The organism is Streptomyces saintjeani, from assembly GCF_055409605.1.
Genome location: NZ_CP189624.1, coordinates 5,137,335 through 5,163,247, shown reverse-complemented (window position 1 = coordinate 5,163,247; position 25,913 = coordinate 5,137,335). Strand labels below are relative to the sequence as shown.

At 70.8% G+C, this 25,913-nt stretch carries 24 protein-coding genes; 11 read left to right on the top strand and 13 right to left on the bottom strand.

Annotated features, from left to right (window positions below; translation table 11 throughout):
- Positions 1 to 16: 16 nt before the first annotated feature.
- On the bottom strand, positions 17 to 1,306 hold the full coding sequence (locus ACQCO7_RS23615) for an aspartate kinase (protein ID WP_010350865.1): 1,290 nt from the start codon (positions 1,304 to 1,306) through the stop codon (positions 17 to 19).
- Between the two features lie 201 nt (positions 1,307 to 1,507).
- Here ACQCO7_RS23615 and ACQCO7_RS23610 point away from each other — a divergent pair, with 201 nt between their 5' ends.
- Both ACQCO7_RS23610 and ACQCO7_RS23605 read left to right on the top strand, forming a co-directional pair.
- Positions 1,508 to 2,272, top strand: coding sequence for a response regulator transcription factor (locus ACQCO7_RS23610; RefSeq protein ID WP_464073716.1), 765 nt, complete (start codon positions 1,508 to 1,510; stop codon positions 2,270 to 2,272).
- A complete protein-coding gene (locus ACQCO7_RS23605) occupies positions 2,269 to 3,651 on the top strand; it encodes a HAMP domain-containing sensor histidine kinase (protein ID WP_464073715.1) in 1,383 nt (460 codons plus the stop codon). The genes ACQCO7_RS23610 and ACQCO7_RS23605 overlap by 4 nt, the downstream gene beginning before the upstream one ends.
- Here ACQCO7_RS23605 and ACQCO7_RS23600 read toward each other — a convergent pair.
- Entirely contained in the window at positions 3,617 to 4,138 is a 522-nt protein-coding gene (locus ACQCO7_RS23600; protein WP_464073714.1) for an SgcJ/EcaC family oxidoreductase, read from the bottom strand. The two genes, ACQCO7_RS23605 and ACQCO7_RS23600, sit on opposite strands and share 35 nt — an antisense overlap.
- Positions 4,139 to 4,310: 172 nt before the next feature.
- Between ACQCO7_RS23600 and ACQCO7_RS23595 the strand changes: the two genes are divergently transcribed.
- Positions 4,311 to 5,147: a PhzF family phenazine biosynthesis protein gene (locus tag ACQCO7_RS23595; protein ID WP_464073713.1), complete on the top strand. Its 837-nt coding sequence runs from the start codon at positions 4,311 to 4,313 to the stop codon at positions 5,145 to 5,147.
- 114 nt (positions 5,148 to 5,261) lie between these two features.
- Here ACQCO7_RS23595 and ACQCO7_RS23590 read toward each other — a convergent pair whose 3' ends face one another.
- The 3 genes from ACQCO7_RS23590 to ACQCO7_RS23580 all read right to left on the bottom strand — a co-directional run bounded on the left by ACQCO7_RS23590 (position 5,262) and on the right by ACQCO7_RS23580 (position 7,039).
- Entirely contained in the window at positions 5,262 to 5,921 is a 660-nt protein-coding gene (locus tag ACQCO7_RS23590; RefSeq protein ID WP_464077276.1) for a DUF5063 domain-containing protein, read from the bottom strand.
- Positions 5,922 to 5,928: 7 nt separating this feature from the next.
- Positions 5,929 to 6,528 carry a recombination mediator RecR gene (recR, locus tag ACQCO7_RS23585; RefSeq protein ID WP_464073712.1) on the bottom strand — a complete coding sequence of 200 codons (600 nt, stop codon included), beginning with the start codon at positions 6,526 to 6,528 and terminating at the stop codon, positions 5,929 to 5,931.
- Positions 6,529 to 6,697: 169 nt separating this feature from the next.
- Positions 6,698 to 7,039, bottom strand: coding sequence for a YbaB/EbfC family nucleoid-associated protein (locus tag ACQCO7_RS23580; protein ID WP_029183439.1), 342 nt, complete (start codon positions 7,037 to 7,039; stop codon positions 6,698 to 6,700).
- 417 nt (positions 7,040 to 7,456) lie between these two features.
- On the opposite strand from ACQCO7_RS23580, the gene ACQCO7_RS23575 reads away from it, so the two are divergent.
- Positions 7,457 to 8,194: an SLATT domain-containing protein gene (locus ACQCO7_RS23575; protein ID WP_464077275.1), complete on the top strand. Its 738-nt coding sequence runs from the start codon at positions 7,457 to 7,459 to the stop codon at positions 8,192 to 8,194.
- A gap of 32 nt (positions 8,195 to 8,226) precedes the next feature.
- On the opposite strand, the gene ACQCO7_RS23570 is transcribed toward ACQCO7_RS23575, so the two are convergent.
- The 3 genes from ACQCO7_RS23570 to ACQCO7_RS23560 form a co-directional block, all read right to left on the bottom strand.
- Positions 8,227 to 9,510, bottom strand: coding sequence for an ATP-binding protein (locus ACQCO7_RS23570; RefSeq protein ID WP_464073711.1), 1,284 nt, complete (start codon positions 9,508 to 9,510; stop codon positions 8,227 to 8,229).
- Between the two features lie 81 nt (positions 9,511 to 9,591).
- Entirely contained in the window at positions 9,592 to 10,254 is a 663-nt protein-coding gene (locus ACQCO7_RS23565; RefSeq protein ID WP_464073710.1) for a response regulator transcription factor, read from the bottom strand.
- Between the two features lie 81 nt (positions 10,255 to 10,335).
- A complete protein-coding gene (locus ACQCO7_RS23560) occupies positions 10,336 to 10,785 on the bottom strand; it encodes a hypothetical protein (protein WP_464073709.1) in 450 nt (149 codons plus the stop codon).
- 268 nt (positions 10,786 to 11,053) lie between these two features.
- Here ACQCO7_RS23560 and ACQCO7_RS23555 point away from each other — a divergent pair, with 268 nt between their 5' ends.
- Together ACQCO7_RS23555 and ACQCO7_RS23550 are read left to right on the top strand one after the other, a co-directional pair.
- Positions 11,054 to 11,698: a hypothetical protein gene (locus tag ACQCO7_RS23555; RefSeq protein ID WP_464073708.1), complete on the top strand. Its 645-nt coding sequence runs from the start codon at positions 11,054 to 11,056 to the stop codon at positions 11,696 to 11,698.
- A 65-nt stretch (positions 11,699 to 11,763) separates the two neighbouring features.
- The gene (locus ACQCO7_RS23550; protein WP_464073707.1) at positions 11,764 to 12,138 is read left to right on the top strand and encodes a barstar family protein; all 375 of its coding nucleotides are present in this window, start codon (positions 11,764 to 11,766) and stop codon (positions 12,136 to 12,138) included.
- Positions 12,139 to 12,158: 20 nt separating this feature from the next.
- Here ACQCO7_RS23550 and ACQCO7_RS23545 read toward each other — a convergent pair whose 3' ends face one another.
- The 3 genes from ACQCO7_RS23545 to ACQCO7_RS23535 all read right to left on the bottom strand — a co-directional run bounded on the left by ACQCO7_RS23545 (position 12,159) and on the right by ACQCO7_RS23535 (position 17,206).
- A complete protein-coding gene (locus ACQCO7_RS23545) occupies positions 12,159 to 13,562 on the bottom strand; it encodes a M20/M25/M40 family metallo-hydrolase (RefSeq protein WP_464073706.1) in 1,404 nt (467 codons plus the stop codon).
- Between the two features lie 68 nt (positions 13,563 to 13,630).
- Positions 13,631 to 15,181 carry a substrate-binding domain-containing protein gene (locus ACQCO7_RS23540; RefSeq protein WP_464073705.1) on the bottom strand — a complete coding sequence of 517 codons (1,551 nt, stop codon included), beginning with the start codon at positions 15,179 to 15,181 and terminating at the stop codon, positions 13,631 to 13,633.
- Positions 15,182 to 15,289: 108 nt separating this feature from the next.
- Entirely contained in the window at positions 15,290 to 17,206 is a 1,917-nt protein-coding gene (locus ACQCO7_RS23535; protein WP_464073704.1) for a serine/threonine-protein kinase, read from the bottom strand.
- Between the two features lie 260 nt (positions 17,207 to 17,466).
- On the opposite strand from ACQCO7_RS23535, the gene ACQCO7_RS23530 reads away from it, so the two are divergent.
- The 4 genes from ACQCO7_RS23530 (at position 17,467) to ACQCO7_RS23515 (ending at position 22,881) form a co-directional block, all read left to right on the top strand.
- Positions 17,467 to 18,834 carry an aminotransferase class III-fold pyridoxal phosphate-dependent enzyme gene (locus ACQCO7_RS23530; RefSeq protein WP_464073703.1) on the top strand — a complete coding sequence of 456 codons (1,368 nt, stop codon included), beginning with the start codon at positions 17,467 to 17,469 and terminating at the stop codon, positions 18,832 to 18,834.
- Positions 18,835 to 19,015: 181 nt separating this feature from the next.
- Positions 19,016 to 19,720 carry a GntR family transcriptional regulator gene (locus ACQCO7_RS23525; RefSeq protein WP_464073702.1) on the top strand — a complete coding sequence of 235 codons (705 nt, stop codon included), beginning with the start codon at positions 19,016 to 19,018 and terminating at the stop codon, positions 19,718 to 19,720.
- Positions 19,717 to 22,188 (top strand): glycosyltransferase, encoded by a 2,472-nt coding sequence (locus tag ACQCO7_RS23520; protein WP_464073701.1) that lies wholly within the window; start codon positions 19,717 to 19,719, stop codon positions 22,186 to 22,188. The genes ACQCO7_RS23525 and ACQCO7_RS23520 overlap by 4 nt, the downstream gene beginning before the upstream one ends.
- A 42-nt stretch (positions 22,189 to 22,230) precedes the next feature.
- The gene (locus ACQCO7_RS23515) at positions 22,231 to 22,881 is read left to right on the top strand and encodes a hypothetical protein (protein ID WP_010350840.1); all 651 of its coding nucleotides are present in this window, start codon (positions 22,231 to 22,233) and stop codon (positions 22,879 to 22,881) included.
- A 20-nt stretch (positions 22,882 to 22,901) separates the two neighbouring features.
- Here ACQCO7_RS23515 and ACQCO7_RS23510 read toward each other — a convergent pair whose 3' ends face one another.
- Positions 22,902 to 23,192, bottom strand: a complete 291-nt coding sequence (locus ACQCO7_RS23510; protein WP_464073700.1) for a hypothetical protein — start codon at positions 23,190 to 23,192, stop codon at positions 22,902 to 22,904.
- A 124-nt stretch (positions 23,193 to 23,316) separates the two neighbouring features.
- On the bottom strand, positions 23,317 to 25,122 hold the full coding sequence (locus ACQCO7_RS23505; RefSeq protein ID WP_464073699.1) for a bifunctional metallophosphatase/5'-nucleotidase: 1,806 nt from the start codon (positions 25,120 to 25,122) through the stop codon (positions 23,317 to 23,319).
- Between the two features lie 190 nt (positions 25,123 to 25,312).
- Between ACQCO7_RS23505 and ACQCO7_RS23500 the strand changes: the two genes are divergently transcribed.
- On the top strand, positions 25,313 to 25,903 hold the full coding sequence (locus ACQCO7_RS23500; RefSeq protein WP_464073698.1) for a Uma2 family endonuclease: 591 nt from the start codon (positions 25,313 to 25,315) through the stop codon (positions 25,901 to 25,903).
- Positions 25,904 to 25,913: the final 10 nt, after the last annotated feature.

The window sequence follows — 25,913 nt, the reverse complement described above, 5'->3', positions numbered from 1 at the left end:
CGGGCAGAGCCCCCGCTCATCGTCCGGTGCCGCCGTAGACGACGGCCTCGTCGCTGTCGGAGTCGAGTCCGAACGCCGAGTGGACGGCGCGGACGGCCTCGTTCACGTCGTCCGCGCGGGTGACGACCGAGATACGGATCTCGGATGTCGAGATCAGCTCGATGTTCACGCCCGCGTCGGACAGCGCGGTGAAGAAGTCCGCGGTGACCCCCGGATTCGTCTTCATCCCGGCGCCGACCAGGGAGATCTTGCCGATCTGGTCGTCGTAGCGCAGGGATTCGAAGCCGATCCCGGAGCGGTTCTTCTCCAGCGCGTCGATCGCCTTGCGGCCCTCGGACTTGGGGAGCGTGAAGGAGATGTCCGTCAGGCCGGTCGAGGCGGCCGAGACGTTCTGCACGATCATGTCGATGTTGATCTCGGCGTTCGAGATCGTCCGGAAGATGGCCGCGGCCTCGCCCGGCTTGTCCGGCACACCGACGACCGTGATCTTGGCCTCGGAGGTGTCGTGCGCGACACCGGAGATGATGGCCTGCTCCACCTGCTGGTCCCCTTGCTGTGTCTTCGAAACGGGCCGCTCGCTGCTGACCCAGGTCCCCTGCAAGCCGCTGAAGCTGGAGCGGACGTGGATCGGGATGTCATACCTGCGGGCGTACTCCACACACCGATGGAGCAATACCTTGGAGCCGGAGGACGCCAGCTCCAGCATGTCCTGGAAGTGGATCCAGTCGATCTTCTGAGCCTTCTTCACCACCCGCGGGTCGGCGGTGAACACGCCGTCGACGTCGGTGTAGATCTCGCAGACCTCGGCCTTGAGCGCGGCGGCGAGGGCGACGGCCGTGGTGTCGGAGCCACCCCGGCCGAGCGTGGTGATGTCCTTCTTGTCCTGGCTGACGCCCTGGAATCCGGCGACGATCGCGATGTTGCCCCGGTCGAGGGACTCGCTGATCCGGCCGGGCGTGACGTCGATGATCCGGGCTTTGTTGTGGACGGAGTCGGTGATGACGCCTGCCTGGCTGCCGGTGAAGGACTGGGCCTCGTGGCCCAGGTTCTTGATCGCCATCGCCAGCAGGGCCATGGAGATCCGCTCTCCGGCGGTCAGCAGCATGTCGAACTCACGCCCGGCGGGCATCGGAGACACCTGCTCGGCGAGATCGATCAGCTCGTCCGTCGTGTCGCCCATCGCGGAAACGACGACGACCACTTGATGGCCGTTCTTCTTCGCTTCCACTACCCGCTTGGCGACGCGCTTGATGCCCTCGGCATCGGCTACGGATGAGCCTCCGTACTTCTGCACGACAAGGCCCACGTGCGCTCCTCGCTCAGTTAGTCGATTGCACCGGTCAGTCTAACGAGCGTCCGAATTCCCCCTCCGGGGTATCGCATGGTGAGATGTCCGACACCCGTTCCCGACGCTCTTTCCGGTCTAGTACGTGAGAGCTAGTACCCAGGTCGTACGGGTTACGCGCGTGATTGCTGTGAATTAAGTTTCAAGCACTAGGGTGCCGCTGTGCGCGTACTTCTGGTGGAAGACGACGAGCCCGTGGCGGAATCCCTGCGGCGCGGGCTGAAGCGGTACGGCTTCGAGGTGGACTGGGTGATGACCGGGGCCGCCGCGCTCGCTCACGCCGACCCCCACGACGTCGTCCTCCTCGACCTCGGGCTGCCCGACACCGACGGACTCGACGTCTGCAAGGCGCTGCGCGCCCGCAGCGACGTGCCGATCATCGTCATCAGCGCCCGCAGCGACGAGACGGACCGGGTCGTCGGGCTCGAACTCGGCGCCGACGACTACGTCTCCAAGCCGTTCGGGGTGCGGGAGGTCATCGCGCGGATAAGGGCCGTCATGCGGCGGGTCCAGCCGCGTACGTCCGCCGAGGCGGGGCCCGACCGGTACGGTCCCGGCCTCACCGTCGACCGCAAGGCCGCGCGGGTCCGGCTCAACGGGGAGGAGGTGTCGCTGGCTCCCAAGGAGTACGACCTGCTCGCCTTCCTCACCGAGGAGCCGGGGGCGCTGATGACCCGGGAGCAGATCATGGAGGCCGTCTGGGACGCGAACTGGTTCGGGCCGACGAAGACGCTGGACGTCCATGTGGCGGCGCTGCGGCGGAAGCTGGCGGGGGCGATCACGATCGAGGCGGTGCGCGGGGTGGGGTTCCGGCTGGAGATCGCCGGTAGTACGGGTAGTACGGGTACTACGGGGCCCGGTTCCGGCGGCGCGGGTACTACAGGTACTACGGGTACTACGGCCGCCCCGGGGGATACCTCCGTATGATCCGCCAGCTCATCCTCAGCTACGCGCTGCTCGTCGCCGGCGCGATCAGCCTGTTCACCTTCCCCGTCGCCTTCACCCTCACCAACCAGCTCCGGGACGACACCGCGCTGTCCGTGAAGCGGGAGGCGACGACGATGGCGGTGCTGCTCAGCAACGGGGACCCGGCGTCCTGCCAGGCGCTGACCCAGCTCGCGCGCGCGTACGCCAAGGCGACGAAGGACGACATCCAGGTCACGGCGACCGCCGACTGCGCGCCCCCGCTGCCCCGCCCGCAGGCCGGCCAGGCCCTGGAGCGTGCGCTGGGCCAGGGCAAGGACACCACCGACTGGGGTTCGAACTTCATCTGGGGCGACGAACTGACGATCACCGTCCCCGCGAAGTCGGGCGACGAGACCGTCGGCGCCGTACGGATCGTCTACTCGACGCACGGCATGACCGACCGCCTGTGGAACATCTGGGGTTTCCGGGCCGGACTCGCCGCCGCCGTCCTCGGTGTGGCTGCCGTGATCGGCGCCGTGGTGGCCCGCCGGCTCACCCGGCCGCTGCGCCAACTCAACGACATGGCGACCAAGTTCAGCGACGGCGACCTGACGGCCCGTACCCCTGAGACGGGCCCCCAGGAGACCCGGACGCTCGCCCGCACCCTGAACCAGGCGGGCGAGCGACTGGACACGCTGATCGCCTCGCAGCGCATCTTCGTCGCGGACGCCTCGCACCAACTCCGTACGCCGCTCACGGCATTGAGGCTGTCGCTCGACAACATCGCCGACGGCGTCGACGACGAATTCGTCCGCGAGGACGTCGAGCAGGCGACCGCGGAAGTCGTCCGCATGAGCCGCCTGGTCAACGGTCTGCTGGTGCTCGCGCGGGCCGAGGCGAAGGTGACCGCCGCGGAACCGCTGCCCCTTGCCGAAACCGTGCACGAACGGCTCGCGGTGTGGAGGCCGGCCGCCGACGAGCGCGGAGTCACCATCGCGCTCGTGGGGGGAAGTGTCGACGACCGGCCGCTCGTGTTGGCCGCTCCCGGTCACCTGGACCAGGTGCTGGACAACGTGCTCTCCAACGCCCTGGAGGTCTCGCCGGACGGTGGCACCATCACCGTCAAGTGGGGCACCGCCCGCTGGGATTCGGGCCAGCGGACGGTGGTCCTGTCGGTCCTGGACGAGGGACCGGGCATGTCGGACCAGGAGAAGTCGAGGGCGTTCGACCGCTTCTGGCGGGGCCAGGGACTCACCGGCCGGGGCGGTTCGGGGCTCGGCCTCGCCGTCGTCAAGCAGCTGGTGACGGACGACGGCGGCACAGTGGCCCTGAACGACGCTCCCGGTGGCGGCCTCTGCGTCTCGATCAGCCTTCGGGCATCTTCGAGGAGTGGTGGTTGACGATCTTCCAGTCGCCGTCCCGCTGCTTCTCGTACTCGTAGGAGTAGCGGGCCTTGACGACGCTCTTCACGCCCGTCTTCGGGTCGGTGAGCGTGAACTGGTAAACCCCGGTGTCGATCGCGGAGTTGTCGTCGAGCACGGTCACGATCGTCGTGATCTTCTTGCCGACGGGCTTGTTGGCGAGGAAGTGCTCGAAGTAGTCGACGATGCCGGCGTGGTCGGTGCGGATCTTGTTCGACACCGTCGGCAGCAGGACCGCGTTCTTCGCGTAGAGGTCGGCGACCTTCTCCGGGTCGCCGGTCTTCAGCGTGGCGTTCCAGGTGTTGAACAGGCCGGCTATCCGGGTCTTCGTCGCCCTCTTGGACTGGGGCTGGTGCTCGGGTCCGGCGAAGCTGACACCGGCGCCGACGGTCCCGGCGACGACGAGCGAGGCCGTACCGATGACGAGGGCTCTCTTGCTGACGGGGCGAGGACGGCGACGGTTCATCACAACTCCAGTGCGTCTGGGGCTAGTTCGCTTCCCTCCGGTTCTCCTGTGGAGGAAGTGACTCCAGACTCCCGTTTCACCGGTTAGCGCCCGTGCAGCCGTCGTACAGGAGAGATCCAGGACCTCTCCAAAACTCGTTCTCCCGCACGTCGGGGAACTGTACGGTCACCGCATGGATGTTCTGCGCTACGTGGCGTTCGGCACCGGTCCCACGGGGGGCAACCCCGCCGGAGTGGTCCTCGACGCGACCGGGATGGACGACGCGGCGATGCTGGCCGTCGCCGCCGAAGTCGGTTACTCCGAGACGGCGTTCGCGGTGCCGTCGGACGACGGGACGCTGGACGTGCGGTACTTCAGCCCGCTCGCCGAGGTGCCGTTCTGCGGTCACGCGACGATCGCGCTGGCCGTCGCGCACGCGGACCGGCACGGGACGGGGCCGCTGCGGCTGCGGACCAAGGCGGGGCCGGTTCCCGTCAACACCTCGGTGGACGAGGGGGGTTCGACCGTGGCGACGCTGGTGAGCGTGGAGCCGCGTACCACTGAGCTGGCGCCGGACGACCTCTCCGAGCTGCTCTCGGCGCTGCGCTGGAAGGCCGACGACCTCGACCCCGCGCTACCGCCGCGCGTGGCGTACGGCGGTGCCTGGCACCCCGTTGTCGCGGTGGCCGAACGGGGTCGACTCGCCGATCTGGACTACGACATGGGCGCGCTCGGCGGCATCATGGAGCGCCGCTCGTGGACCACCGTCGCGCTGGTCTGGCGGGAGTCGGAGACCGTGTTCCACGCGCGGAATCCCTTTCCGCCGGGGGGAGTTGTCGAGGACCCGGCGACCGGTGCGGCGGCGGCTGCCTTCGGGGGGTACCTCCGGGAGCTCGAACTCGTCGGTACGCCGGCGACGTTGACGATCCATCAGGGGGTGGACATGGGGCGGCCCAGCAGGCTCACGGTGACGGTTCCCCGGGAGCCGGCCAGCGGGATCGGGGTGACGGGGACGGCGGTCTCCGTCTGAGCGCGTCGGGGTGGGCGGGTCGGGGTGGGCGCGTCGGGGGAGGCGCGTCCGAGGGGTGGGCGCGTCCGGCCGCGTCCACCCCTCGCTGTCCCTCCGGAGTACCCCCGGTACCCCCTACTTCGGAGCCTTCAGCCCCAGCGGCTGCGCGATCTCCTCCGTCATCACGCGGCCCGCCTCGATCTCCAGGGTCTCGTCGCCCACGGCCTGGTCGGTGTCGAGGCCGTCCAGTTCGGCGAGGGGCTGGTCGAGGCGGATGTGCGCGAGGACGGAGTGCAGGGCGCGCAGGGTCGCCGAGGCCGTCGTACCCCAGTTGGAGAAGTACGAGAACTGCCACCACCACAGCGCCTCGGTCGTACGGCCCGCGCGGTAGTGGGCCATGCCGTGGCGCAGGTCGGTGATGACGTCGGCGAGGTCGTCGGAGATGCGGGCCGGGACCGGGGCCTTGCGGGGCTCGTACGGGTCGAAGACCTCGGAGTAGACGTCGACCGGCTCCAGGAGACGGGCGAGGTTCTCGCGGAGTTCGTCCGCGTCGGGGTCCGGGCCCGTGTCGGGCTCGTACCGCTCGTCCGGGACGATGTCCTCGTGAGCGCCCAACCTGCCGCCGGCCAGCAGGAGTTGGCTGACCTCCAGGAGCAGGAACGGGACCGCGGAACCGGGTTCGTCGCCCTTGGCGACCTCGGTGACCGCGACCAGGAAACTCTCCACCTGGTCGGCGATCTGGACCGCGAAGTCGTCCGGATCCCGGCCGGTCGCGTGCAGTGTGGCGTCGGGCATCGTGACGTCAGACATCTAGGAGTCGTCTCCCCTCGAAGGCGCGGCCGAGGGTCACCTCGTCCGCGTATTCCAGGTCGCCACCCACCGGGAGGCCGCTGGCCAGGCGGGTGACCTTCAGGCCCATGGGCTTGATCATGCGGGCGAGGTACGTCGCCGTCGCCTCACCCTCAAGGTTGGGGTCGGTCGCGAGGATGAGCTCGGTGACCGTGCCGTCCGCGAGGCGCGCGAGGAGTTCCCTGATCCTCAGGTCGTCGGGTCCTACCCCTTCGATGGGACTGATCGCGCCGCCCAGGACGTGGTACTTGCCGCGGAACTCCCGTGTGCGCTCGACCGCGACGACGTCCTTCGGCTCCTCGACGACGCAGATCACCGAGGGGTCGCGGCGGGGGTCGCGGCAGATGCCGCACAGCTCTTCCTGCGCGACGTTTCCGCAGGTCGCGCAGAAGCGGACCTTCGCCTTGACCTCCAGCAGGGCGTGCGCGAGGCGGCGTACGTCCGTCGGTTCCGCCTGGAGGATGTGGAAGGCGATCCGCTGCGCGCTCTTGGGACCGACGCCGGGCAGCCGACCCAGCTCGTCGATGAGGTCCTGGACCACGCCTTCGTACAACGGACTGCCGTCCTTCCTGGGGTTCCTTCAGTGCGTACGGTAGTTGCCGGGTACCCCTCCCAGAAAGGCGACCGGCGTGAACAGACCGGTCGAGCCCGGGAAAGTAGTCCCCGGGTAGTACCTGGGTAGGGGGTGGAGGTAGGGGGTGGGTGGGTCGGGTCGGGGCGGGTCAGAAGGGGAGGCCCGGGATTCCGCCGCCGCCCAGGCCCTGGGCCAGCGGGCCGAGCTTCTGCTGCTGGAGGGTCTGCGCGTTCTCGTTGGCCGCCTGGACGGCCGCGACGATCAGGTCCGCGAGGGTCTCCGTGTCCTCCGGGTCCACGGCCTTCGGGTCGATGTGCAGGGCGCGCAGCTCGCCGGAACCGGTGACCGTGGCCTTCACGAGGCCGCCGCCGGCCTGGCCGTCGACCTCCGTGTTCGCCAGTTCCTCCTGGGCGGCCTGGAGATCCTGCTGCATCTTCTGGGCCTGCTGGAGCAACTGCTGCATGTTGGGCTGGCCACCACCGGGAAACACCATCGGCTCCTGTGTCGTGCGACGTCGGGGGCGGGGGGGTTTCCCGCTCGGCACGAGCCTACGTGGTCTGTGCGGACGCTGCCCCGGCACTCTTTCGAGTGAGTCTCCTCCACGGCCTATACCTGATCAAGGCCCACTTCCGGGCGTAAAACCGGCGAAACCTTCCTCTTCGCCACCCATTGGGAGGTAGGAAGGGTCAGACGCACGGACAACGGGCGTTCACGGCGCACACGGGGTGCCGTCCGGCGGTATACGGCGACACGGCCGCGCCGCGGGGCCGCTTCGCGGGGCAACGGTTTCGGCCGGGGTCCGGCCCTCGTGGCAGCGGGCCCGTCGCGGCGGACCCCCGCGTGCCGGGTGTGTCAGGTAGTGGGAACGGGGTTCAGGAGGGAGTGCCGGGTGGGTCAGCAGCCGGAGATGCAGCCCGAGGGTCCGCCTCAGGACGGACGGGACGAGGGCGCGGCCGGGCTGCGGCCGGGCGACCTGACCGGGCGGACGTTCCCGCACGGCGACTGGGGTGAGCCCGCCGTGCGGCTCGACGAGCTGTACCGGTGGGTGGAGCGGGGGGCGCTGGAGACGGCCGCCTGGTACCTCGCCGACCGCGGGTGGAAGCGGCGCGGCGCGCGCGCCCTGCGGGGTACGGCGGCGGGCTCCGCGGTGGCCGGTGCCGCGCTGCCGCTGCTCGACCTGACCGGCCTGCTGCCCGGCGCGTCCACCTGGGGGTACCTCGCCCTGCTGATCGCCGTCTCCTGCGTCGCCGCGGACCGGTCCTTCGGGCTGACCTCGGGGTGGATGCGGGACGTCGCCACCGCGCAGGCCGTCCAGCGGCGGCTCCAGGTGCTCCAGTTCGACTGGGCCTCGGAGAGCGTCCGCGAGGTGCTCGGCCCGGCCGAGGGAACCGCCGGCGAGGCGGCCGAACGGTGCCTGGGCGTGCTGCGCCGGTTCTCGGAGGACGTCACGGACCTGATCCGTACGGAGACGGCGGACTGGATGATCGAGTTCCGTACGGCGTCCACGTCGCTGGCGCTCCAGACGACCGCGCCCTCCGTGCCCCGCCAGGACGCGCCCGGTCCGCACCTGGGGCGGTTCTCGCCGCCGCCGGTGAACGGGACCCGGCCGAACATGCCGAGGCAGAGGCCGCCGGAGCCGCGGTGAGGTGAAGGGGCGGGGGGTGTGGCTCTCGGGTACTACACGGGGACTACCGCGCCCGCATCCCCGTACCCGTGCCCCGTCGCCGTACCCCCCTCCCCGTACCCCTCCCCCATACCCCCCGCCGGCAGGTACAAGGTCGCCTCCGCGCCGCCCTCCGGGGGGTTGCGGAAGACCAGGCGGGCGCCGAGGAGGCGGGTCTGGCCCGCGGCGATGCTGAGGCCGAGGCCGGTGCCGGGGGAGGTGCGGGCCGTGCGGAAGCGCTGCGGGCCGGAGGTGGTGAGGACGGCGAGCGTGTCGGGCGGAAAGCCGGGGCCGTGGTCACGGACGCGCAGGAGGGGCCCGTCCGGACCGCGGTCGGCGGTGACCGTCACGGGTGCCGCGCCGTGCCGCAGCGCGTTGGTGACGAGGTTGGTGAGGATACGTTCCACCCGGCGCGGGTCGGTCTCCACGAGCGGGTCCGAGACGATGCGCACCCCGACCCCTTCGAGCCCGGCGACCGCGCGCCGCGCCATCGCGCTGACCTGCCGGTGCTCGGTCTCGACGACCGCGACCCGCGCGTCGAGCCGCGCGATCTCCAGGACGTCCTCGACGAGCCCGTGCAGCTTGCGGACCCCGCCCGCGACGAGGTCGGCGGCCGGTCCGGGCGGCAGCAGCCCGGCGGCGGTGACCATGACGGAGACCGGCGTACGCAGCTCGTGCGCGATGTCGGCGGTGACACGCTGCTCGGCCTCCAGGCGGGCGCCGAGCGCGTCGGCCATGGCGTTCACGGACTCGGCGAGCCGGGTGATCTCGTCCCGCCCGCGCGGGCGGACGCGGGCGTCGAGGTCGCCGTGGGCGATACGTTCCGCCGTCCGGGCGGCGACCGTGGCCCGGCGGCCCATCCGTACGCCGAGGGCGAGGCCGAGCAGCGCCACGGCGCCGGTCGCGGCGACGCCGGCGGTGGCGAGGGTGCGGTCGAGGTCGGCGAGCGCGTCCGCCTCGTGGCCGTAGGGGCGCGACAGCGCGAGGACGGTCCGGTCGGAGACCCTGGTCGCCGCCCACAGCTCGGGGCGGCTGCCGCTGCGGAGGTAGGTCGCCCGTACCCCCTTGGCGATCAGCCGGGTGAGGGGCGCGGGCAGGTCGGGCGGGTCGATGCGGGCGTCGGTCTCGCGGCCGGCGGCGTGGTCGTAGGCGGCGGCGACCAGTTGGCGGTCCAGGTCGGCGCGGGCGGTGGTGAGCTGGTCGGCGGCAGTGATGCGGTGGACCAGCACGCCGACGGCGCCCGCGACGCAGACGGCCGCGGCGGCGACGGCCAGCGCGACCTTCGTACCGATGTTCATGGCGTTCCTCTTGGGTCCCCTGGGCCTCAGGTCTTCTGGGCCTCAGGTCTGCTGGTACTCAGGTCGTAGAGCCGTAGTACTTCAGGGGCGCAGCTTGTAGCCGAAGCCGCGGACCGTCTCGATGCGGTCGTGGCCGATCTTGGTGCGCAGGCGGCGGATGTGGACGTCGACGACGCGGGTGTCGCCGGTCCAGGCGTAGTCCCAGACCCTCTCCAGGAGGAGGTCGCGGGTGAGGACCGTCCCCGGGGAGGAGGTGAACTCCTGGAGGAGGCGCAGTTCGGTGGTGGTGAGGGAGAGGGGCTCGCCGGAGCGGTACGCGGTGAGGGAGACGGGGCAGAAGTCGAGGTCGCCGAAGGTGCGGCGGGCGGTGCGGGGGGCCGCGGGGGCGGCGCGGCGCAGGAGGCAGCGGATGCGGGCGGCGAGGACCACGCCGTCGAAGGGCTTCGTGACGTAGTCGTCGGCGCCGGCCTCCAGGCCCATCACCACGTCGACGGGGTCGTTGCGGGCGGAGATCAGCAGGACGGGTACGCGGGACTCGTCGCGGATGCGGCCGGCCAGGCTGACCCCGTTCAGGCCGGGGAGCATGATGTCCAGGACGGCCACGTCGGGGCGGTGCTCGCGGAAAAGGGCGAGGCCGGTGGCGCCGTCGGCGGCGGTCCGTACGGCGTACCCGTTGGACTCCAGGGCGAGGCGGGTGGCCTCCCGGACCAACGTGTCGTCCTCGACCAGCAGGACCTCGTGCATGGCTGTACTCCTGAGGTAGGGGGGTAGGGGGCCTCTCCTTCGTGGCCCTCGGGAGCTACGGGTACTACGGCCCGCGCCCCCTCACGCCTTGGGCACCCGGAGTCGTACGGGTCCTACGTCCAGGGCCCAGTCGGGGGCGGGCGGGCGGTCCGGGGTGAGGACGGCGTGGCTGTAGTACGCGGCGTACTCGCGTTTGACCAGGCCGGTGAGGACGAGGCCGGCCGGGAAGGAGGGGGGATCGCCGTGGGGGCAGCCGGAGACGCAGGCGAAGTCGACGACGAGGCCGGTCGCGACGGCGCGGGACGTGCCCCAGCCGCGCCACTTCAGGCCGTACAGGGTGGTGGTTTCGGTGAGGTCCACGACATCGGGGCTCTGCCGGGGGATCGAGCGCGCGTCGTCGACGTAGGCCGGACCGGTCCAGGGGATCGCGGTCGGTGCCGGGCCCTCGGCCCGCGCGCCGCCGGAGACCGTGCCGCACCCCGCGAGCCCGAGGACGAGCAGCGCCGCCAGCGCGGGTATGTCGTACCGCATACCGCTCTCCTCTCCGCGCCTCCGGTGGTCTGGACCACCTTTACAGGAAGAGCACCACTTTGACCCGATCCGGGGTAAACGGACCATGTCCTTACATTAAGGATCGGGCAAAACGTGGAAACGCTCCCACATTTCGGTAACGGTCGGCCGTCATTTCCGACCACCGGCTGTGATCCGGCCGCCGGATCACCGTCATGCCCGGCTGGTTCCTTGTGTCGCACCGGGGCCGTCGGCCTCGGGGAACCCGGAACGAATCGAGGAACGCCAGGTGTCGACCTCCCCTGCCCCGGTGTCCGCGCCCGACGCGGAACGCCGCAAGAAGCCCCGGCTGCGTGGCCGCCGGGCCCTGACCGTCGCGGGTGTCCTGCTCGCCCTCGTCGGCGGCGCGGCCGGTACGGCGATCGCGCAGCCGCCGCCCGGCGCCTGCCGCCAGTGGTGCAACAACCCGCCCGGCGGCACCCCGGTCATCACCAACCAGCAGTGGGACGACGCCGAACAGGCCGCCGACTTCTGGGCGAACCACCACGTCGACCCCCACTTCACGTGGGGCATCGGGCAGTTGGACGCGGCCGACGGCCACGGCTGGCCGGGGCAGGCGGACGGCGGGCGCTGGTTCGACTTCTGGGACAGCGCCGCGCACGCCACCCGGTACATCTACTACGGCGGTCGCTACAACGACCGCGGCGGCGACCTCGCCTCGTTCGAGCAGCAGGCCCGCCACGAACCCTCGTCCCGCGCCTTCTCGACGGGCAACGGGCGTACGGCTCCTTACGTCGAGTACGACATCGACGAGCACACCTCGACGCGCGGACAGGACCGCGGGCTGCGCCGCATCATCCGCAACCCGCTGACCGGGAACGTCTTCGCGACCTGGGACCACTACCAGACGTTCGCCTGGCTGGGTAAGTACTGACAGCCGCTCACCGGGGGTGCGGCTGCCTGCCGCACCCCCTTCAACTCGAAAGGCAGGTACGTCCGTTGACCCGCACGACCGACTGGATACGCCCCCTGGCCGAGGCGCCGGCCGCCGCGAAGGAGGTGAGCGGTGCGCGCAGCCGCACCCGCCAGGACCTGTTCACGGAGTGGAGCGCCGCACTCGGCTTCCCGGCCCACTTCGGCCGCAACTGGGACGCGTTCACCGACTGTCTGCGCGACGTCGTGCCGACGGCGGTCGTCGTACGGGACGCGGGCGCCCTCCTCGCCGACGCGCCGCAGCTCGAACTCGCCGTGCTGCTCGACGTGTTGGCCGAGGCGGCGGGCGACGGCAGCGCCGCCCCGCGCCTCCTCCTCTTCCTGGACGACACCCCGGACCGCCTCGCGGCCTTGACCGCCCGCCTGACACAGGGGAGTTGACGGAGTCGGCCAACTCTCCGCTACGACTGGGGAGATGGGAACGACACCGGCCCGCGCAGCCCCGCGCGGTTCACGGCCCGTACGCCGAAGAACACGTTGTCCTTCGACAGGTCCACCTCGTACGAGGTCACGTCACCGGCCTCGACGACGTGCGTCCACTCGGGCGCCGTCGTCTCGCGCCAGACGACCTCGTAGCCGGCGAGGTCGGGCTCGGTGCCCCGACTCCACACCAGGCGCGTCGAGTTGGTGAGCGCCGAGGTCACGATCCGTGTCCCGCGCGGCGCGCCCGGCGCCTGGGCGAGCGTCCACAGCGCGGCGGCGTTCACGCGGGCGACGCGGGCCGTGTAGGCGAAGTCGCAGAACTCCGGCAGATCCCCGAACTGCCGCCCGTTCTCGACGCGGACGTCCTGGTGCTGATGGGCGAAGTCCTCGGCGGGCTCGGTGAACCGGAGCGCGGGGTAGCCGTTCTCCAGGAACGGGATGTGGTCGCCGCCGCGCAGATAGCGGTCCCGGCGGTAGATCACCCGGACGCGCATGCCGGTGGCGTCGTTGTCGGCGACGTCCCTGACGAAGCGGGCGAGCTGGCGGGTGTCCGAGTCGTTCTCGCCGCCCACCGAGCGTCGCACGGCGGCCTGTTCGGGCGTCTCGGAGGTGGGCACGCCCTCGGCGAAGAGCCGGATCGTGTACAGGTCGCGGCTCCCGTCGTCGGCGGTCGGGCTGCCGACGATGTCGTTGGTGAACATCGCCCGGACGTCCGCCCCGGCGCCCTTCAACTGCCGTGCCAGGTAACCCGATCCGTACAGGCCCTGCTCCTCCCCCGCGACCGCCGCGAACACGATCGTGGCCGCCGGGCGGCGCCGCGCGAACACCCGCGCCAGCTCCAGCACCACGGCCACGCCGGACGCGTCGTCGTCCGCGCCCGGCGCGTCGGACACGGCGTCCATGACGTCGCTGACGCGCGAGTCGTAGTGCCCGGAGACGACGTGCACGCGTTCGGGGGCGACCGAACCCCGCAGCGTGGCAAGGACGTTGGTGATGCGCGTGGGGACAGGAATCCTGGACGCCGGTTCCTGGACGTACGACTGGAGCTCGACCGTCATCCGGCCGCCCGACTCGGCAGCGTACGAACGGAGTTGAGCCTGGATCCAGTCGCGGGCGGCGCCGATGCCGCGGGCCGGGTCGTCCTGGGTGGAGAGGGTGTGCCGGGTGCCGAAGGAGACGAGGGCGCGGATCGTCGCCTCGATCCGGGCCGGGTCCAACTCCTTGAGCAGGGACCTGAGTTCACGGCTCGGGGGCTGGGCGGTCGCCGGCCGGCCGTTGGCGGTCGCTTCGGCGGCGGTCGCCTCCGTGGCCGTCGCGGCGAGGGTCGCGGCGGTGGCCGCTGTCGCGGTGAGGACGGTGCGCCTGGTGGGGGTCGGGGGCATGGCTCCTCCTGGGGCGGTGTCCTGCCGATGCTCCTGGACACCGTCGGCGGGCGGCAAGAGGGCCTGTTTCAGGGTGAGTTGGCGGGCTGGACCGTCTCCGCGCAGAGTTGCAGGCCCTGGGGGCTCCAGCAGGGCAGGTGGCCGTGGGAGCGGATCGTCGTCTGGCCGGTACCCCGGATGAGGTAGGTCAGGAAGTTCGCGGCGAGGGAGCCGGCGGGCGGACTGCCGTACGTGTAGGCGTACTCGACCTCGCGGTACGGGTAGGCGCTGGTGCCCTGTTCGATGGCTTCGAGGTCCGGCGCGTCGCCGTCGAGTTCGAGGGGGTGCAGGCCCTTCGTGCGTTCGGCGACGTTCAGTTCGCTGTAGCCGATCGCGCCGGAGGTCTTCCGGATCTGCGCCAACACCTGTGCGGTGGAGTCGAGTTCGCAGCGGACGGGGCCCTTCTGCGGTGCGTAGTCCCGCTGCACGCAGTCGGAGGAGGTGTTCTCCATCTCGCTGCGGTCCAGCACCCGGCGCTGGAAGACCTGCCGGGTACCGGAGTTGGCGTCCCGGCTGACCATCCGCACCGGCAGGTCAGGGCCGCCCACCTGGCGCCAGTTGGTGATCTCGCCCCGGTAGACGCGCCGTACGGAGTCGGTGGAGAGGTTCTTCAGCGGCACGTCGTCGTTCACGACGAGCGCGAAGACCGAGAGCGCCGCCCGGTCCTCGGTGAGCGCGTCCATGCCCGCGAGCTTGGGGCCGTCGGAGAGGACGATCAGGGACGGGAAGCCCTGTCCGCCGCCCGCCGACATCAGGTCGCGCAGCCCGGCGGTCGAGCCGTGCGCGTCGACGTCGACCGCCGCGCCCTCGCAGTCGTGCTGGAACCGCTCGGCGACGTCCCGTACGACCGGCGCGAAGGCGGTCGAACCGCTGACCGTCAGCTTCCCTTTCGCGCACTCGACGGGCGGCGGGGTGTCGTCGCGGACCACGACGATCGCCGCAAGCGTCAGCACGCAGACCGTCAGCATGATCGAGATCGTCCGCGCCGCCCGGCTGAACAGCGGGGGTACGTCGTCCGGGGTAGCACTGCGGTTGGGGTGGACCTCCCCCTCACGGATGCCGCCGTACAGGCGAATGGGGCTGCCGACGTCGCCGCCCGAGAGCAGGACGAGCAGCTTGTAGTGGTCGCCCCGGTTCAGAGGGACGCGCGGGATGCGCAGCGTGTGGCCGTCGTAGCCGAAGCCCCGCGCCTCGGTGAAGTGGTCCATCAGGTGGTCGGTGTCGGTCGGCTGGGTGACCGTGACGCCCTTGACGGTGCGGTCGGTGAACACCGCGGTGAGGCCGTGGACTTCGGGCGAGGTGTAGTCGTCGCGGTCGATGCCCTGCGAGCCGTCGTTCTCGATCCGCAGCAGGACCAGCGTCGCGTCGATCATCCCCGGGGCCTCCTCGAAGAGACCCAGCCGCCGGTTGGCGCGGCCCGAACGGGCGTCGTCACCAATGGGGTTGTCCATCTGTACGCGGTACCCGACCCGTCTGCGGCGCGGCACCCGGCGCTCGTACCAGACCATCACCCCGGAGGCGACGATGCCGAGCATCGCCGTGCCCACGGCCACCACGTTCTCCGCGTTCAGCCACTCCACTGGGCTCCCCCGCCCCTGCCGATCCCTGGACCGTGCCGTCACGGTACGGGCGCGCGGGGGGCGTACGCCCGGACAAACCGGGCCAACTCCCTTGTGTTCTCCGGACGTTCACCCCTTGGTGTAAGTCAGCTTCTCCCCGGTGGAGGTGTTGACCCGTTCCAGGGTGCCGCCGGAAAGGAGCGCGACCTCGGTGGCCGCGCCCGGCGTACAGGAGGAGAGGGGGCGGCCGGTGGTGACCCGGGAGGGACCGTACGCCAGCGGGCCGGTGCCGCCGCCGGCCGGGCCGCGGGTCAGCGTCGCCGTGAACTCGCAGTGGTAGCCGGGGCCTTCGGCGACCAGGGTGAGCGCCGCGCTGCCCGGTTCGCCCTGGGCGATGGTGAGTTCGCGGGTGCTCGTGGTGTCGATCGTCGCCTTCCAGGTGCCCAGGTAGGCGGCGGGGACGGCCCCTTCACCCCCGGCGGTCCGCGAGGCGGAGGGTTCCGGGGTGGGCGCCGTGCTGTCCGGGGCGGTTCCGGTGGCGGTCGGGGCCGGGTCGGGGGTCTTCGCCCCGGCGGTGCCGTCGCCGTTCAGCAGCGCGTAGACGGAGGCGCCCGCCGCGACGGCCACGACCAGGGCGACGGCTATCAGGAGGGCGGTGGCGCGGTTGTTGCGGCGGGGGGCGGGGTCCTCCGGGGGGTACGGGGAGTAGGGGGTGGGGGCGTACGGGGTGTACGTGGTGTACGCGGTGGGGGGCAGGTGCGGGGGCGGGCCGTAGGGGGTGGTGGGGGCCGTCGTACCCGTAGTACTTCCGGGGTACGGGGGGCCGCTGCCGTACGGCGCCGGCCCGTACCCCGGTGCGGGCTGCGGGTGCTGCTGGGGGCGGCCGTACGCGGGGTGGTCCGGCGCGGGGGTGCCGAGGGGGGTGGACGGGGACGGCGGGCCGGGTGGGTGGACGGCCGGGCGGGTGGGCGGGACGCCGTCCGCGTCCGGCGTTCGCGCCGCGCGCTCCGTGCCGCGGGGGCCTTCCGTGGCGCGGGAGCCTTCCGTGCTGCGGGGCCCGGAGTGCTCGGGCGCCGCCTCGGTCTCGCCGTCCTCCTCGCCGGGCCCCTCGATGTCGAGCAACTGGACCGCGTGCCGCCCGAGTTGGGCGACCAGGCCGCTGGGCAGCCAGGGGTCGCGGGAGCGTCCGCCGGACACGGTGTCCTCGGCGCCGATGCCTTCCAGGACGGCGTCCAGGGAGGGCCGGGCGGCGGGGTCCTTGCGCAGGCAGGCGAGGACCAGGTCGGCGATGCCCTCGGGGACGCCGGTGAGGTCGGGCTCGTCCTCGGCTATGCGGAACATCAGCGCCGGGATGCCGCTGTCGGCGTTGCCGAAGGGCAGCGACCCGGTCGCGGCGTACGAGAGCACGGAGCCGAGGCAGAACACGTCGGAGGCGGGGGTGATCCGGTCACCCCGTACCTGCTCGGGCGCCATGAAACCCGGCGACCCGACCATGACCCCCGTGAGAGTTAGCTCTGGAGTATCACCCGCCAGCGCGCGGGCGATCCCGAAGTCGATGACCCGGGGGCCGTCGATGGTCACCATGACGTTGGAGGGTTTGAGGTCGCGGTGGACGATGCCCGCCGCGTGGATGTCCTGGAGAGCGTGCGCGAGCCCGGCGGCGAGGATGCGGACGGACCGCTCGGGCAGCGGGCCGTGGTCGCGGCCGACCACCTGCTGGAGACTGGGACCCGCGACGTACCCGGTGGCCACCCACGGCATCTCGGCCTCGGTGTCGGCGTCCAGGACGGGCGCGGTCCAGTGGCCGCCGACCCGGCGCGCGGCGGCGACCTCCTGCCGGAACCGCTGCCGGAACTCCTCGCGCGCGGCGAGCTCGGCGCGGACCAGCTTCACGGCGACGGTGCGGCCCCGGTCCGACCGCGCGAGGTAGACGTGGCCCATGCCGCCGCCCCCGAGGCGCGCGACCAGCCGGTACTCCCCGGTCCGCCCCCGCAGCCGAAACCCCGGCGAGATCCCCATCGGGTCCCCCGCGCCCAGCTTCTCCATCGCCGCCGCCCGCCTTCCCCCCGCACACGTGAACGGGCCGAGAATAATCGGGCGGTACGAGGAGTCGTACGGCGCGGGGTCGACGGTTCCGTAACAGGGGGCCGGGCGCGGGTAGTACCCGTAGTCCCGTCATACCCGTAGTACCCCTGCTCCTCGCCCCTCCCCCGCCCCTCACCCCCGACAACCTGTCGCGGATTCCTCACCCCCACAGCACAGGACGCCGATACCTTTCCGCATCGCGGACATTTACGCTCACTCCCATGACCCTTGAGACCGATCCCCAGGCCGGCGCCGCAGTGAAGGCGGCGGACCGTGCGCACGTCTTCCACTCCTGGTCCGCCCAGGACCTCATCGACCCGCTCGCCGTGGCCGGCGCGCAGGGGTCGTACTTCTGGGACTACGACGGGAACCGGTACCTCGACTTCACGAGCGGCCTCGTCTTCACGAACATCGGCTACCAGCACCCGAAGGTCGTCGCGGCGATCCAGGAGCAGGCGGCCCGACTCACCACGTTCGCACCGGCGTTCGCGGTCGAGGCCCGTTCGGAGGCGGCCCGGCTGATCGCCGAGCGGACCCCCGGCGACCTGGACAAGATCTTCTTCACCAACGCGGGCGCGGACGCGGTCGAGCACGCGGTCCGCATGGCGCGGGTGCACACCGGCCGGACCAAGGTCCTCGCGGCGTACCGCTCCTACCACGGGGGTACGCAGCAGGCCGTCAACCTCACGGGGGACCCCCGCCGCTGGGCCTCCGACAGCGCCTCCGCCGGGGTCGTCCACTTCTGGGCCCCCTACCTCTACCGCACGCGGTTCTACGCGGAGACCGAGGAACAGGAGACCGCGCGCGCCCTGGAGCACCTGGAGACGACGATCGCCTTCGAGGGCCCGGCGACGATCGCCGCCCTGATCCTGGAGACGATCCCCGGCACCGCCGGCATCATGGTCCCCCCTCCGGGCTACCTCTCGGGGGTGAGGGAGCTGTGCGACAAGTACGGCATCGTCTTCATCCTGGACGAGGTCATGGCCGGGTTCGGGCGGACCGGCGAGTGGTTCGCGGCCGACCTCTTCGGCGTCGTACCGGACCTGATGACCTTCGCGAAAGGCGTCAACTCGGGGTACGTCCCCCTCGGGGGCGTGGCCATCTCGGGGGAGATCGCGGAGACGTTCGCCAAGCGGCCGTACCCCGGAGGTCTGACGTACTCGGGTCATCCCCTGGCCTGTGCGGCGGCGGTCGCGACGATCGGCGTCATGGCCGAGGAGGGCGTCGTCGAGAACGCGAAGCGGCTCGGCGCGGACGTGGTGGGCCCGGCGCTGCGGGAGCTGGCCGCGCGGCACCCGAGCGTCGGCGAGGTCCGCGGGACCGGCATGTTCTGGGCGCTGGAGCTGGTGAAGGACCAGGAGACGCGTGAGCCGCTGGTGCCGTACAACGCGGCCGGCGAGGCGAACGCGCCGATGGCCGCCTTCGCCGCCGCCGCGAAGAAGAACGGCCTGTGGCCCTTCGTCAACATGAACCGCACCCACGTCGTCCCGCCGTGCAACGTCACCGAGGAGGAGCTGAAGGAGGGCTTCGCGGCGCTGGACGCGGCACTCTCCGTGGCCGACGAGCACACGACCGGGCACTCCGCGTAGTCCTGGGGGCGTAGCGGGGTACCCCTGAGGGGGTATCGCGCGATTAGGCCCTCTTCCGATTCGAACGCGTAAGGTGGCGTGCTCGTAGGTATAGGCGAGTACGTCACCCCACGGGCTCCGGCGACACCCCGCCGGCCGGCCGCGCGTCGAACGTGACGAAGGACGAAGGAGGCCCCCGACCATGTCCGCCGGCAGCGGCAACGGCGCCGTGACCCGCAGCACCCTGCGGCAGCAGATCGCCGAGGCCCTTCGCGACGAGGTGCTGGGGGGCCGGCTCCAGCCGGGCCAGGAGTTCACGGTCAAGGAGATCGCCGAACAGTACGGGGTCTCCGCGACCCCGGTCCGCGAGGCGCTCGTGGACCTCTCGGCGCAGGGGCTGCTGGAGGCCGACCAGCACCGGGGGTTCCGGGTCCACGAGTACTCGGCGACGGACTACCGGGGGATGGTCGAGGCCCGCGCGCTCGTCATGGAGGGCATGTTCCTGGCCACCGAGAGGGACAGAGCCAAGCTGCGCGACCCGGGGGACCCGGAGGTGGCCACGGCGATCGCCGGGGTACGCCGCAGGGGTGAGGAGGCGCAGCGGGCCGCCGCGGCGGGTGACCTCACGGTACTCATCGGGTACGACCTGCGGTTCTGGCGGGAGCTGAGCATCCTCTTCGGCAACCCCTACCTCGCCGACTTCCTCAACCGGCTGCGCGTGCAGTCCTGGGTGTGCGCCGTCCAGCACCTGCGCCGCCTCACCGATCTGCGCGGCCACCTCTGGTCCCGTCACACCGAACTCGTCGACGCCCTCGCCGGCCACGACACGGCCACGGCGCGGGCGCTCCTCGACGAGTACAACACGGGCTCGGTGGCGTTGATCGAGCGACTGGCCACCGCCGGATGAGCCGGACGGAAACGGGCCGGGTCGCGGGGGAACTCGACCTGTCCGTGGTCGTCCCCGCCTACAACGAGGAGCGGCGCCTCGCTCCCACCCTCGACGCCGTCATCGCCCACCTCGACCGAACCCCCTCCCGTTCCTGGGAGTTGATCGTCGTCGACGACGGCTCGACCGACGCCACCGCCGCCCTCGTCACCGGCCGCGCGGCGGCCGATCCCCGCGTCCGCCTCCTCGACTCCCCAGAGAACAAAGGCAAAGGCCATGCCCTGCGCCTCGGGGTCGCCGCCTCCCGAGGCCGCCGCGTCCTCGTCACGGACGCCGATCTCGCCACTCCCGTCGAGGAGTTGGAGCACCTGGAGAAGGAGCTGGCGGACGGCGGCGCGGCGATAGCCTCCCGCTCCGCACCCGGCGCCACGATCGAGGCCCGCCCCGCCCGGCTGCGCCAACTCCTGGGCAGCGCGGGCAACTTCCTCATCCGCCGTACCACGCTCCCCGGCATCCGTGACACCCAGTGCGGCTTCAAGCTGTACGACGGCGAGGCCGCCCGCGACGCGTACGCCGCCTCACGCCTCGACGGCTGGGCGACGGACGTCGAGGTCCTGCGCCGGCTGCGCCAGGGCGGCCGTACGGTCACCGAGGTCCCGGTGCGCTGGGCGCACCAACCGGGTTCGAAACTCCGCCCGTTGGACTACCCGCGCTTCCTCGCCGACCTGATACGCCTGCACCGCTCCGGCGTCTCGGCCGCGCTGCTGTTCCTCGCGTTCTCGGTGATCCTGTACTCCGGCCGCTTCTTCGGTCCGGACGGCCGCTATCTCACCGACTCCCTCCAGGACCAGAACCAGTGGGAGTGGTTCTTCGCGGTGACGGCGGACAACGTCGCGCACCTGCGCAACCCCCTCTTCACCGACCTCCAGGGCTACCCCGACGGCGTCAACCTCATGGCGAACACGGTCATGTTGGGCCTGTCGGTGCCCCTCACCCCCGTAACTCTCCTGCTGGGCCCGGCGGTTGCGCTCAGCCTCTGCATGACGCTGGGCCTCGCGGCCACGGCGGTCGCCTGGTACCGCCTGCTGGTGAGGCGAGTTGTGCAGCACCGCCCCGCCGCGTTCCTCGGCGCGGCCCTCGCCGCGTTCGCGCCGCCGATGGTCAGCCACGCCAACGCGCACCCCAACTTCGTCGTCCTGTTCATGATCCCGCCGATCGTCGAACGGGCCCTGCGGCTCTGCGAGGGCACCCGGCCGACGCGGAACGCGATCGTGCTCGGCCTGATGGCGGCGTACCAGTGCTTCCTGGGCGAAGAGGCCCTGCTCCTGGCCGTGTTGGGGATGACCGTCTTCGCCGTCGGCTACGCCGTCGTACGGCCGGACGTCGCGCGGCGGGCGGCGCCCGGGCTGCTGCGGGGGCTGGCGGTCGCGGCGTCGGTGTGCCTGCCGGTCGTCTGCTACCCGCTGCTGTGGCAGTTCCACGGACCGCAGAGCTACACGGGGATCGACCACGGCACGAACGCCGGCAACAGCCCGCTCGCGCTCCTGTCGTTCGCCGAACGCTCGCTGATCGCCGGGGACGCTGCGCGGGCCGACGCGCTCTCCCTCAACCCGACCGAGCAGAACGCCTTCTACGGCTTCCCGCTGGTGCTGCTGGCTCTCGCGGTCACCGTACTGATGTGGCGTAGTACTCCGGTGGTACGGGTACTGGGGGTCACCGCGTCCGTCGCCGCGCTGCTGTCCCTCGGTCCCCGGATCGGCGTACCTCTCACGGATGTGGTCCTTCCGGGTCCCTGGGCGCTCCTCGGGCGGCTCCCGCTGCTCGACTCGGTGATCGAGGGGCGGGCGGCGATGGTCTGCGCGCCCGTCCTCGGGATGCTGGTCGCGATCGGCGTCGAGCGGCTGGCCCGGCGGCCCCGCCGGGAACGGTACGCCGGGCTCGCGGCGGTCTGCGTCGCGCTGCTGCCGCTGGTACCGGCGCCGCTGAAGTCCGAACCCCGGGCGGCCGTACCCGCGTTCTTCGCGGACGGCGCCTGGAAGGCGTACGTACGGGGCGGGGAGCGGGGCGGCGGGGAGACCCTCGTGCCCGTGCCCCTGGCGGACCCGCTGGACGCCGAGGCGCTGCACTGGCAGGTCGTCGCGGGGCTGGGTTTCCGGATGCCGGGCGGGTACTTCAACGGGCCGTACGGGGACGGGGACCGGACCGGGGTGTACGGGGTTCCGCTGAACTTCACCTCGGCGTTGTTCGCCGACGTCCACGCGACCGGTGTAGTACCTGTGGTGGACGCGGCGGCGCGGCGGCAGGCGCGGGCCGATCTCGCCGGGTGGCGGGCGGGGGCACTGGTCGTACCCCCAGGGAGGTACGCCGAGCAGCTGCGTGAGACCGTGGAGAAGCTGGTGGGGCGGCCTGGTGAGCGGGTGGGCGGTGTATGGGTATGGGACCTGCACGAGGGGGAGCCGACGAAAGCGGCAGCGACTACCCTTCCCTGATCGGACGAGTGCGCTGGGTGACTTCGGATGAGGAGTACTTCTTTGGCCTGTGACCTGTGGCTGGTACCGCTCGTGGACGTGTTGTGCCACACCCCCGACAACCCGTTCGCGGACGAACTCGCGCAGTACAACAACGTGCTCGCCGAGAGCGGGCTCCCGCCGGTGCCGGTGTACCAGTACATGCCGGGCCTGTCCGGAGAGGTCGCGCCGGTGGCGGGGTTCGACTACGACGCGCTGCATTTCCTGCGGCGCGTCTATCTGTTGCAGGTGTGCGGTCTCCCGGTGACGCCGGTGGGTGAACTCGGCGGGGACTACGAGCAGTTGCTGGAGATGTTCGAGGGGACCGCGCAGCAGTCGCACCTGGTGTGGCACTACGACCACGCGGGCGCGTACGTGCCGGTGGACTTCCCGGCGCCGCTGTCCAACGACGAACTCCTCGCCGGGGGCGGCCCGTTGGGCTCCTCGCAGGCGCTGCTGCGGGAGCTGGAGTACGTCGCTCCCGCGATCGGCATCGACCCGGCCAACCCGCCGGCGCCGCCGCAACCCCCGTCCGCGCCGACGGAGTTGGAGGAGCCCGCCATCCCGGCGCCGTACGATCCCAGCCCCTTCGCGCGCGAGCGGCACGTATGGCTCGGGCTGCACGCGGCGGCGACGCGGAGTCTGGCGCAGGGGTCGATGATCGTGTTCAGCTGAGGCGGTTCAGGCGCGCCGGTTCACGTGAGCCGGGAGAGGCCCCTCGCGAGGTCCTCCCGGTTCATGACCGGGGTCAGGTCGATCTCGGCACCGAAGTCGAGGAAGAAGGGTTCGCCGATCTTCGGCATCTCGGAGCTGTCCTGGACATCGAGGACGAGGTAGGCCGCGCGCCGGCCCTGGTCGAGGGTGAAGTAGGCGGCCTCCGGGTTCAGTTGGCCGAGCGCCTCCTCCACCAGCTGGGGCATCTTGCCGGTGCGGATCGCGTCGTTGGCCCGTTCCGTGTCGAATGTCGCCTTGAGAAGTACACGCATGACACTCACCTTCTCGGTCAGAAGTATCATATGCCCGAAAAGGTTTATATGTGAGGTCGAGAGGGCAGAGGGGGCCGCCCGTCCGGACGGCTCCCCTACCTGAGGGGTAGTTCCCCGGTACGGCTCAGAACACCGGCGTCCCGCCCTGCGTCAGCTTCCAGTTGACGTCCGCGAAGTCCGCCGGGTCCAGCGTCTTCTTCGCGGTCACGTAGTCGATCATCAGCTGCCGGATCTCGTTGGTGGAGCTGTACGCGATCTCGGCGGCGGCGATGTGCGGGTACCCGGAACCGCCGTTCGCCCGGTAGTTGTTGACCGCGACGACGAACACCTGGTCGTCGGCGACCGGCTTACCCGCGTACGAGAGGTTCTTGATCCGCGACCCCTCCGGCTGCGCGATGTCGATCTCGTAGTCGACGCCGGCCGCCGTGTCGTACATGTAGTCCCAGAAGTTGTTGGCGTTGGTGAGGGTAGCGGTATCCACCTTCGTACCGCTCGGCACCTGGTGGTAGTACTTCGCGGCGTACTCCAGGTAGTCCTTGAGCTGTACGCCGGTGAGCTTCTTCCCGTACAGGGTGTTGTCGTAGATGTAGAGCCCGGCGATGTCCTTGATGGTGACCGAGCCCTGCGGAATGTCGGCGGTGCGGCTGAAAGGCGCGGCGACGGAGATCAGCGGGAGCGCGGCGTCGGCGGCGGAAAGGCCCGCTTTCACGCTGTCGGTCTGGACCTGGTGGATGAAGTCCATGATCGGGACGTCCTTCCAGCAGGAATCGGCGGCCGAGAGGTCGGCGGTGCAGGTTCCCACCGCCGTGTTGACGTACTTCACGACCAGTTCGTGGTCCGCTTCGAGGAGTTTCTTGATCTCCGGGTCCTCGTCGACCGTGTTCGGGTTGAGCGTGGTCGCGGTCTTCTTCGTGACCTTCCACTGCCCGCGCACCAATTCGACCTCGAAGTCGAAGACACTGAGCCGGTATCCCCAGCAATAGGGTTCCGAGAGGAGGACGTCCTCGCCGGTCTCCTCGTTCTTGACGGTGTACGACGGCACCTCGACGTGCGTGTGGCCGACGAGGATCGCGTCGATGCCGGGGACCTGCTGGGCGACCAGGTTGGAGGCGTTCTCGACGTACGGCAGCTCGTCGCCGTACGACGACGAGCCGTCCAGACCGGAGTGGTCGGTCAGGAAGACGACGTCGCAGCCGAGGGCGCGCAGCCGGGGGACGAATTTCTTCGCCTGCTCCACCAGGCCGGGGAAGACCATTTTCCCGCTGACGTTGTCCTTGTCCCACAGAGCGATTCCGGGGTTCGTGAGACCGAGAATGCCGACCTTGATGTCCGGTGCTCCGGGGACGCGGATCCGCTTCACGACGTACGGCTGGAAAGCGGGCTTGAGGGTCTTCGCGTCGAGCGCGTTGGCGCCGAGCAGCGGGAAATGACACTGCTTCTCGAATTTGCGCAGGGTGTCGATGCCGTAGTTGAACTCGTGGTTTCCGAGCGCGGCGGCGTCGTAGCGCATGTGGTTCATCGCGACGGCCATCGGGTGCTTCGGGCCGCCCTTCTCGGTGATCGGCGCGACGCGGGCGAAGTAATAGGCGAGCGACGTTCCCTGGATGATGTCGCCCGCGTCGACGAGGAGAACTCTCCCCTCGCCTTTCGCTTTCCGCTGCTCCTTGATGAGGGTGGCCACCCGGGCCACCCCTACGGAATTGCCTTTGCTGTCGCTGTACGCGGCGTCCTTGTAGTAGTCCCAGTCGAATACGTGACTGTGCAGGTCCGTCGTGCCGAGAATCGAGAACGACCATTTCTTCGTCCGGCACTTCTCGGGCTGCGCCGCCTGCGCGGCCGGTGCGCCCACCGCGCTCGCGGCGGCGACCGCGGCACCGGTGACGGCCGACTTCTTCATGAACTGACGTCGGTTCCAAGGGGACTTGGACATGAGGGGGCTCCTGGAGCGCGCGAGGGGGTACGGGTATGACTACCCGCGTAGATGCTTGCGGCCCTTGACTTCGGGACGGAACCAGGAGTTGGCCATGGGCGGGTCAAGGATGGGATACGGGGGCGTATTTGATCGGATACTCTGAGTGGTGGCTGGTCTGCGTGGGCGGGAGGGGCGCATCATGGTTCTGATGACCGAGCGACCGATGAGCGACACCGAGCCGTACGACTTCGAGGCGCTTCTCAACATCCTCGAAGGCTTGGACGTGCCTGGTTTCCAGGCCGAGGTCATCCGGGGGAGCATCGTCTTGTCACCGTGGTCGAGGGGTTACTACCGGCGAGTGATGAAGCTGGTCTGCACCCAGTTGGAGCCGTACCTCCCCAAGGGCCATGTGCTCGAACGCGCGCCCTACTTGTTTGTCTTCCCCGGAGAGGCGTCGGCGTACGGGCCCGACATCTTCGCGGCGCACGAGGACGTCTTCGAGACGGAGGCCGTCCACCTGGACGGCAAGGCCCTGTCCTTCGTCGCCGAGCTGACCTCGCCCTCCACCAGGAGCAACGACCTGACCGACAAGGTCGAGGTCTACGCCAGGGCCGGGGTCGCCGTCTACCTGATCCTCGACATGCAGGCGCGGGAGGCGATCGTCTACGGGTCGCCGTCGGCCAAGGGGTACCAGATCCGGATCAACAAGCCGTTCGGCGAGGAGATCCCGGTCCCGGCCCCCTTCGACTGCGTCCTCGACACGACCGAGTTCCACCGGCCAGACAGCGCCCGTCCCTGAGTCGTCCCCC

Coding starts and splice junctions, on each gene's coding strand:
- ACQCO7_RS23525 (WP_464073702.1), top strand. CDS start 19,016: ATGTCCGCCGGCAGCGGCAACGGCGCCGTGACCCGCAGCACCCTGCGG.
- ACQCO7_RS23520 (WP_464073701.1), top strand. CDS start 19,717: ATGAGCCGGACGGAAACGGGCCGGGTCGCGGGGGAACTCGACCTGTCC.
- ACQCO7_RS23575 (WP_464077275.1), top strand. CDS start 7,457: ATGCAGCCCGAGGGTCCGCCTCAGGACGGACGGGACGAGGGCGCGGCC.
- ACQCO7_RS23530 (WP_464073703.1), top strand. CDS start 17,467: ATGACCCTTGAGACCGATCCCCAGGCCGGCGCCGCAGTGAAGGCGGCG.
- ACQCO7_RS23535 (WP_464073704.1), bottom strand. CDS start 17,206: ATGGAGAAGCTGGGCGCGGGGGACCCGATGGGGATCTCGCCGGGGTTT.
- ACQCO7_RS23605 (WP_464073715.1), top strand. CDS start 2,269: ATGATCCGCCAGCTCATCCTCAGCTACGCGCTGCTCGTCGCCGGCGCG.
- ACQCO7_RS23595 (WP_464073713.1), top strand. CDS start 4,311: ATGGATGTTCTGCGCTACGTGGCGTTCGGCACCGGTCCCACGGGGGGC.
- ACQCO7_RS23600 (WP_464073714.1), bottom strand. CDS start 4,138: ATGAACCGTCGCCGTCCTCGCCCCGTCAGCAAGAGAGCCCTCGTCATC.
- ACQCO7_RS23565 (WP_464073710.1), bottom strand. CDS start 10,254: ATGCACGAGGTCCTGCTGGTCGAGGACGACACGTTGGTCCGGGAGGCC.
- ACQCO7_RS23570 (WP_464073711.1), bottom strand. CDS start 9,510: ATGAACATCGGTACGAAGGTCGCGCTGGCCGTCGCCGCCGCGGCCGTC.
- ACQCO7_RS23560 (WP_464073709.1), bottom strand. CDS start 10,785: ATGCGGTACGACATACCCGCGCTGGCGGCGCTGCTCGTCCTCGGGCTC.
- ACQCO7_RS23590 (WP_464077276.1), bottom strand. CDS start 5,921: ATGCCCGACGCCACACTGCACGCGACCGGCCGGGATCCGGACGACTTC.
- ACQCO7_RS23500 (WP_464073698.1), top strand. CDS start 25,313: ATGACCGAGCGACCGATGAGCGACACCGAGCCGTACGACTTCGAGGCG.
- ACQCO7_RS23510 (WP_464073700.1), bottom strand. CDS start 23,192: ATGCGTGTACTTCTCAAGGCGACATTCGACACGGAACGGGCCAACGAC.
- ACQCO7_RS23505 (WP_464073699.1), bottom strand. CDS start 25,122: ATGTCCAAGTCCCCTTGGAACCGACGTCAGTTCATGAAGAAGTCGGCC.
- ACQCO7_RS23545 (WP_464073706.1), bottom strand. CDS start 13,562: ATGCCCCCGACCCCCACCAGGCGCACCGTCCTCACCGCGACAGCGGCC.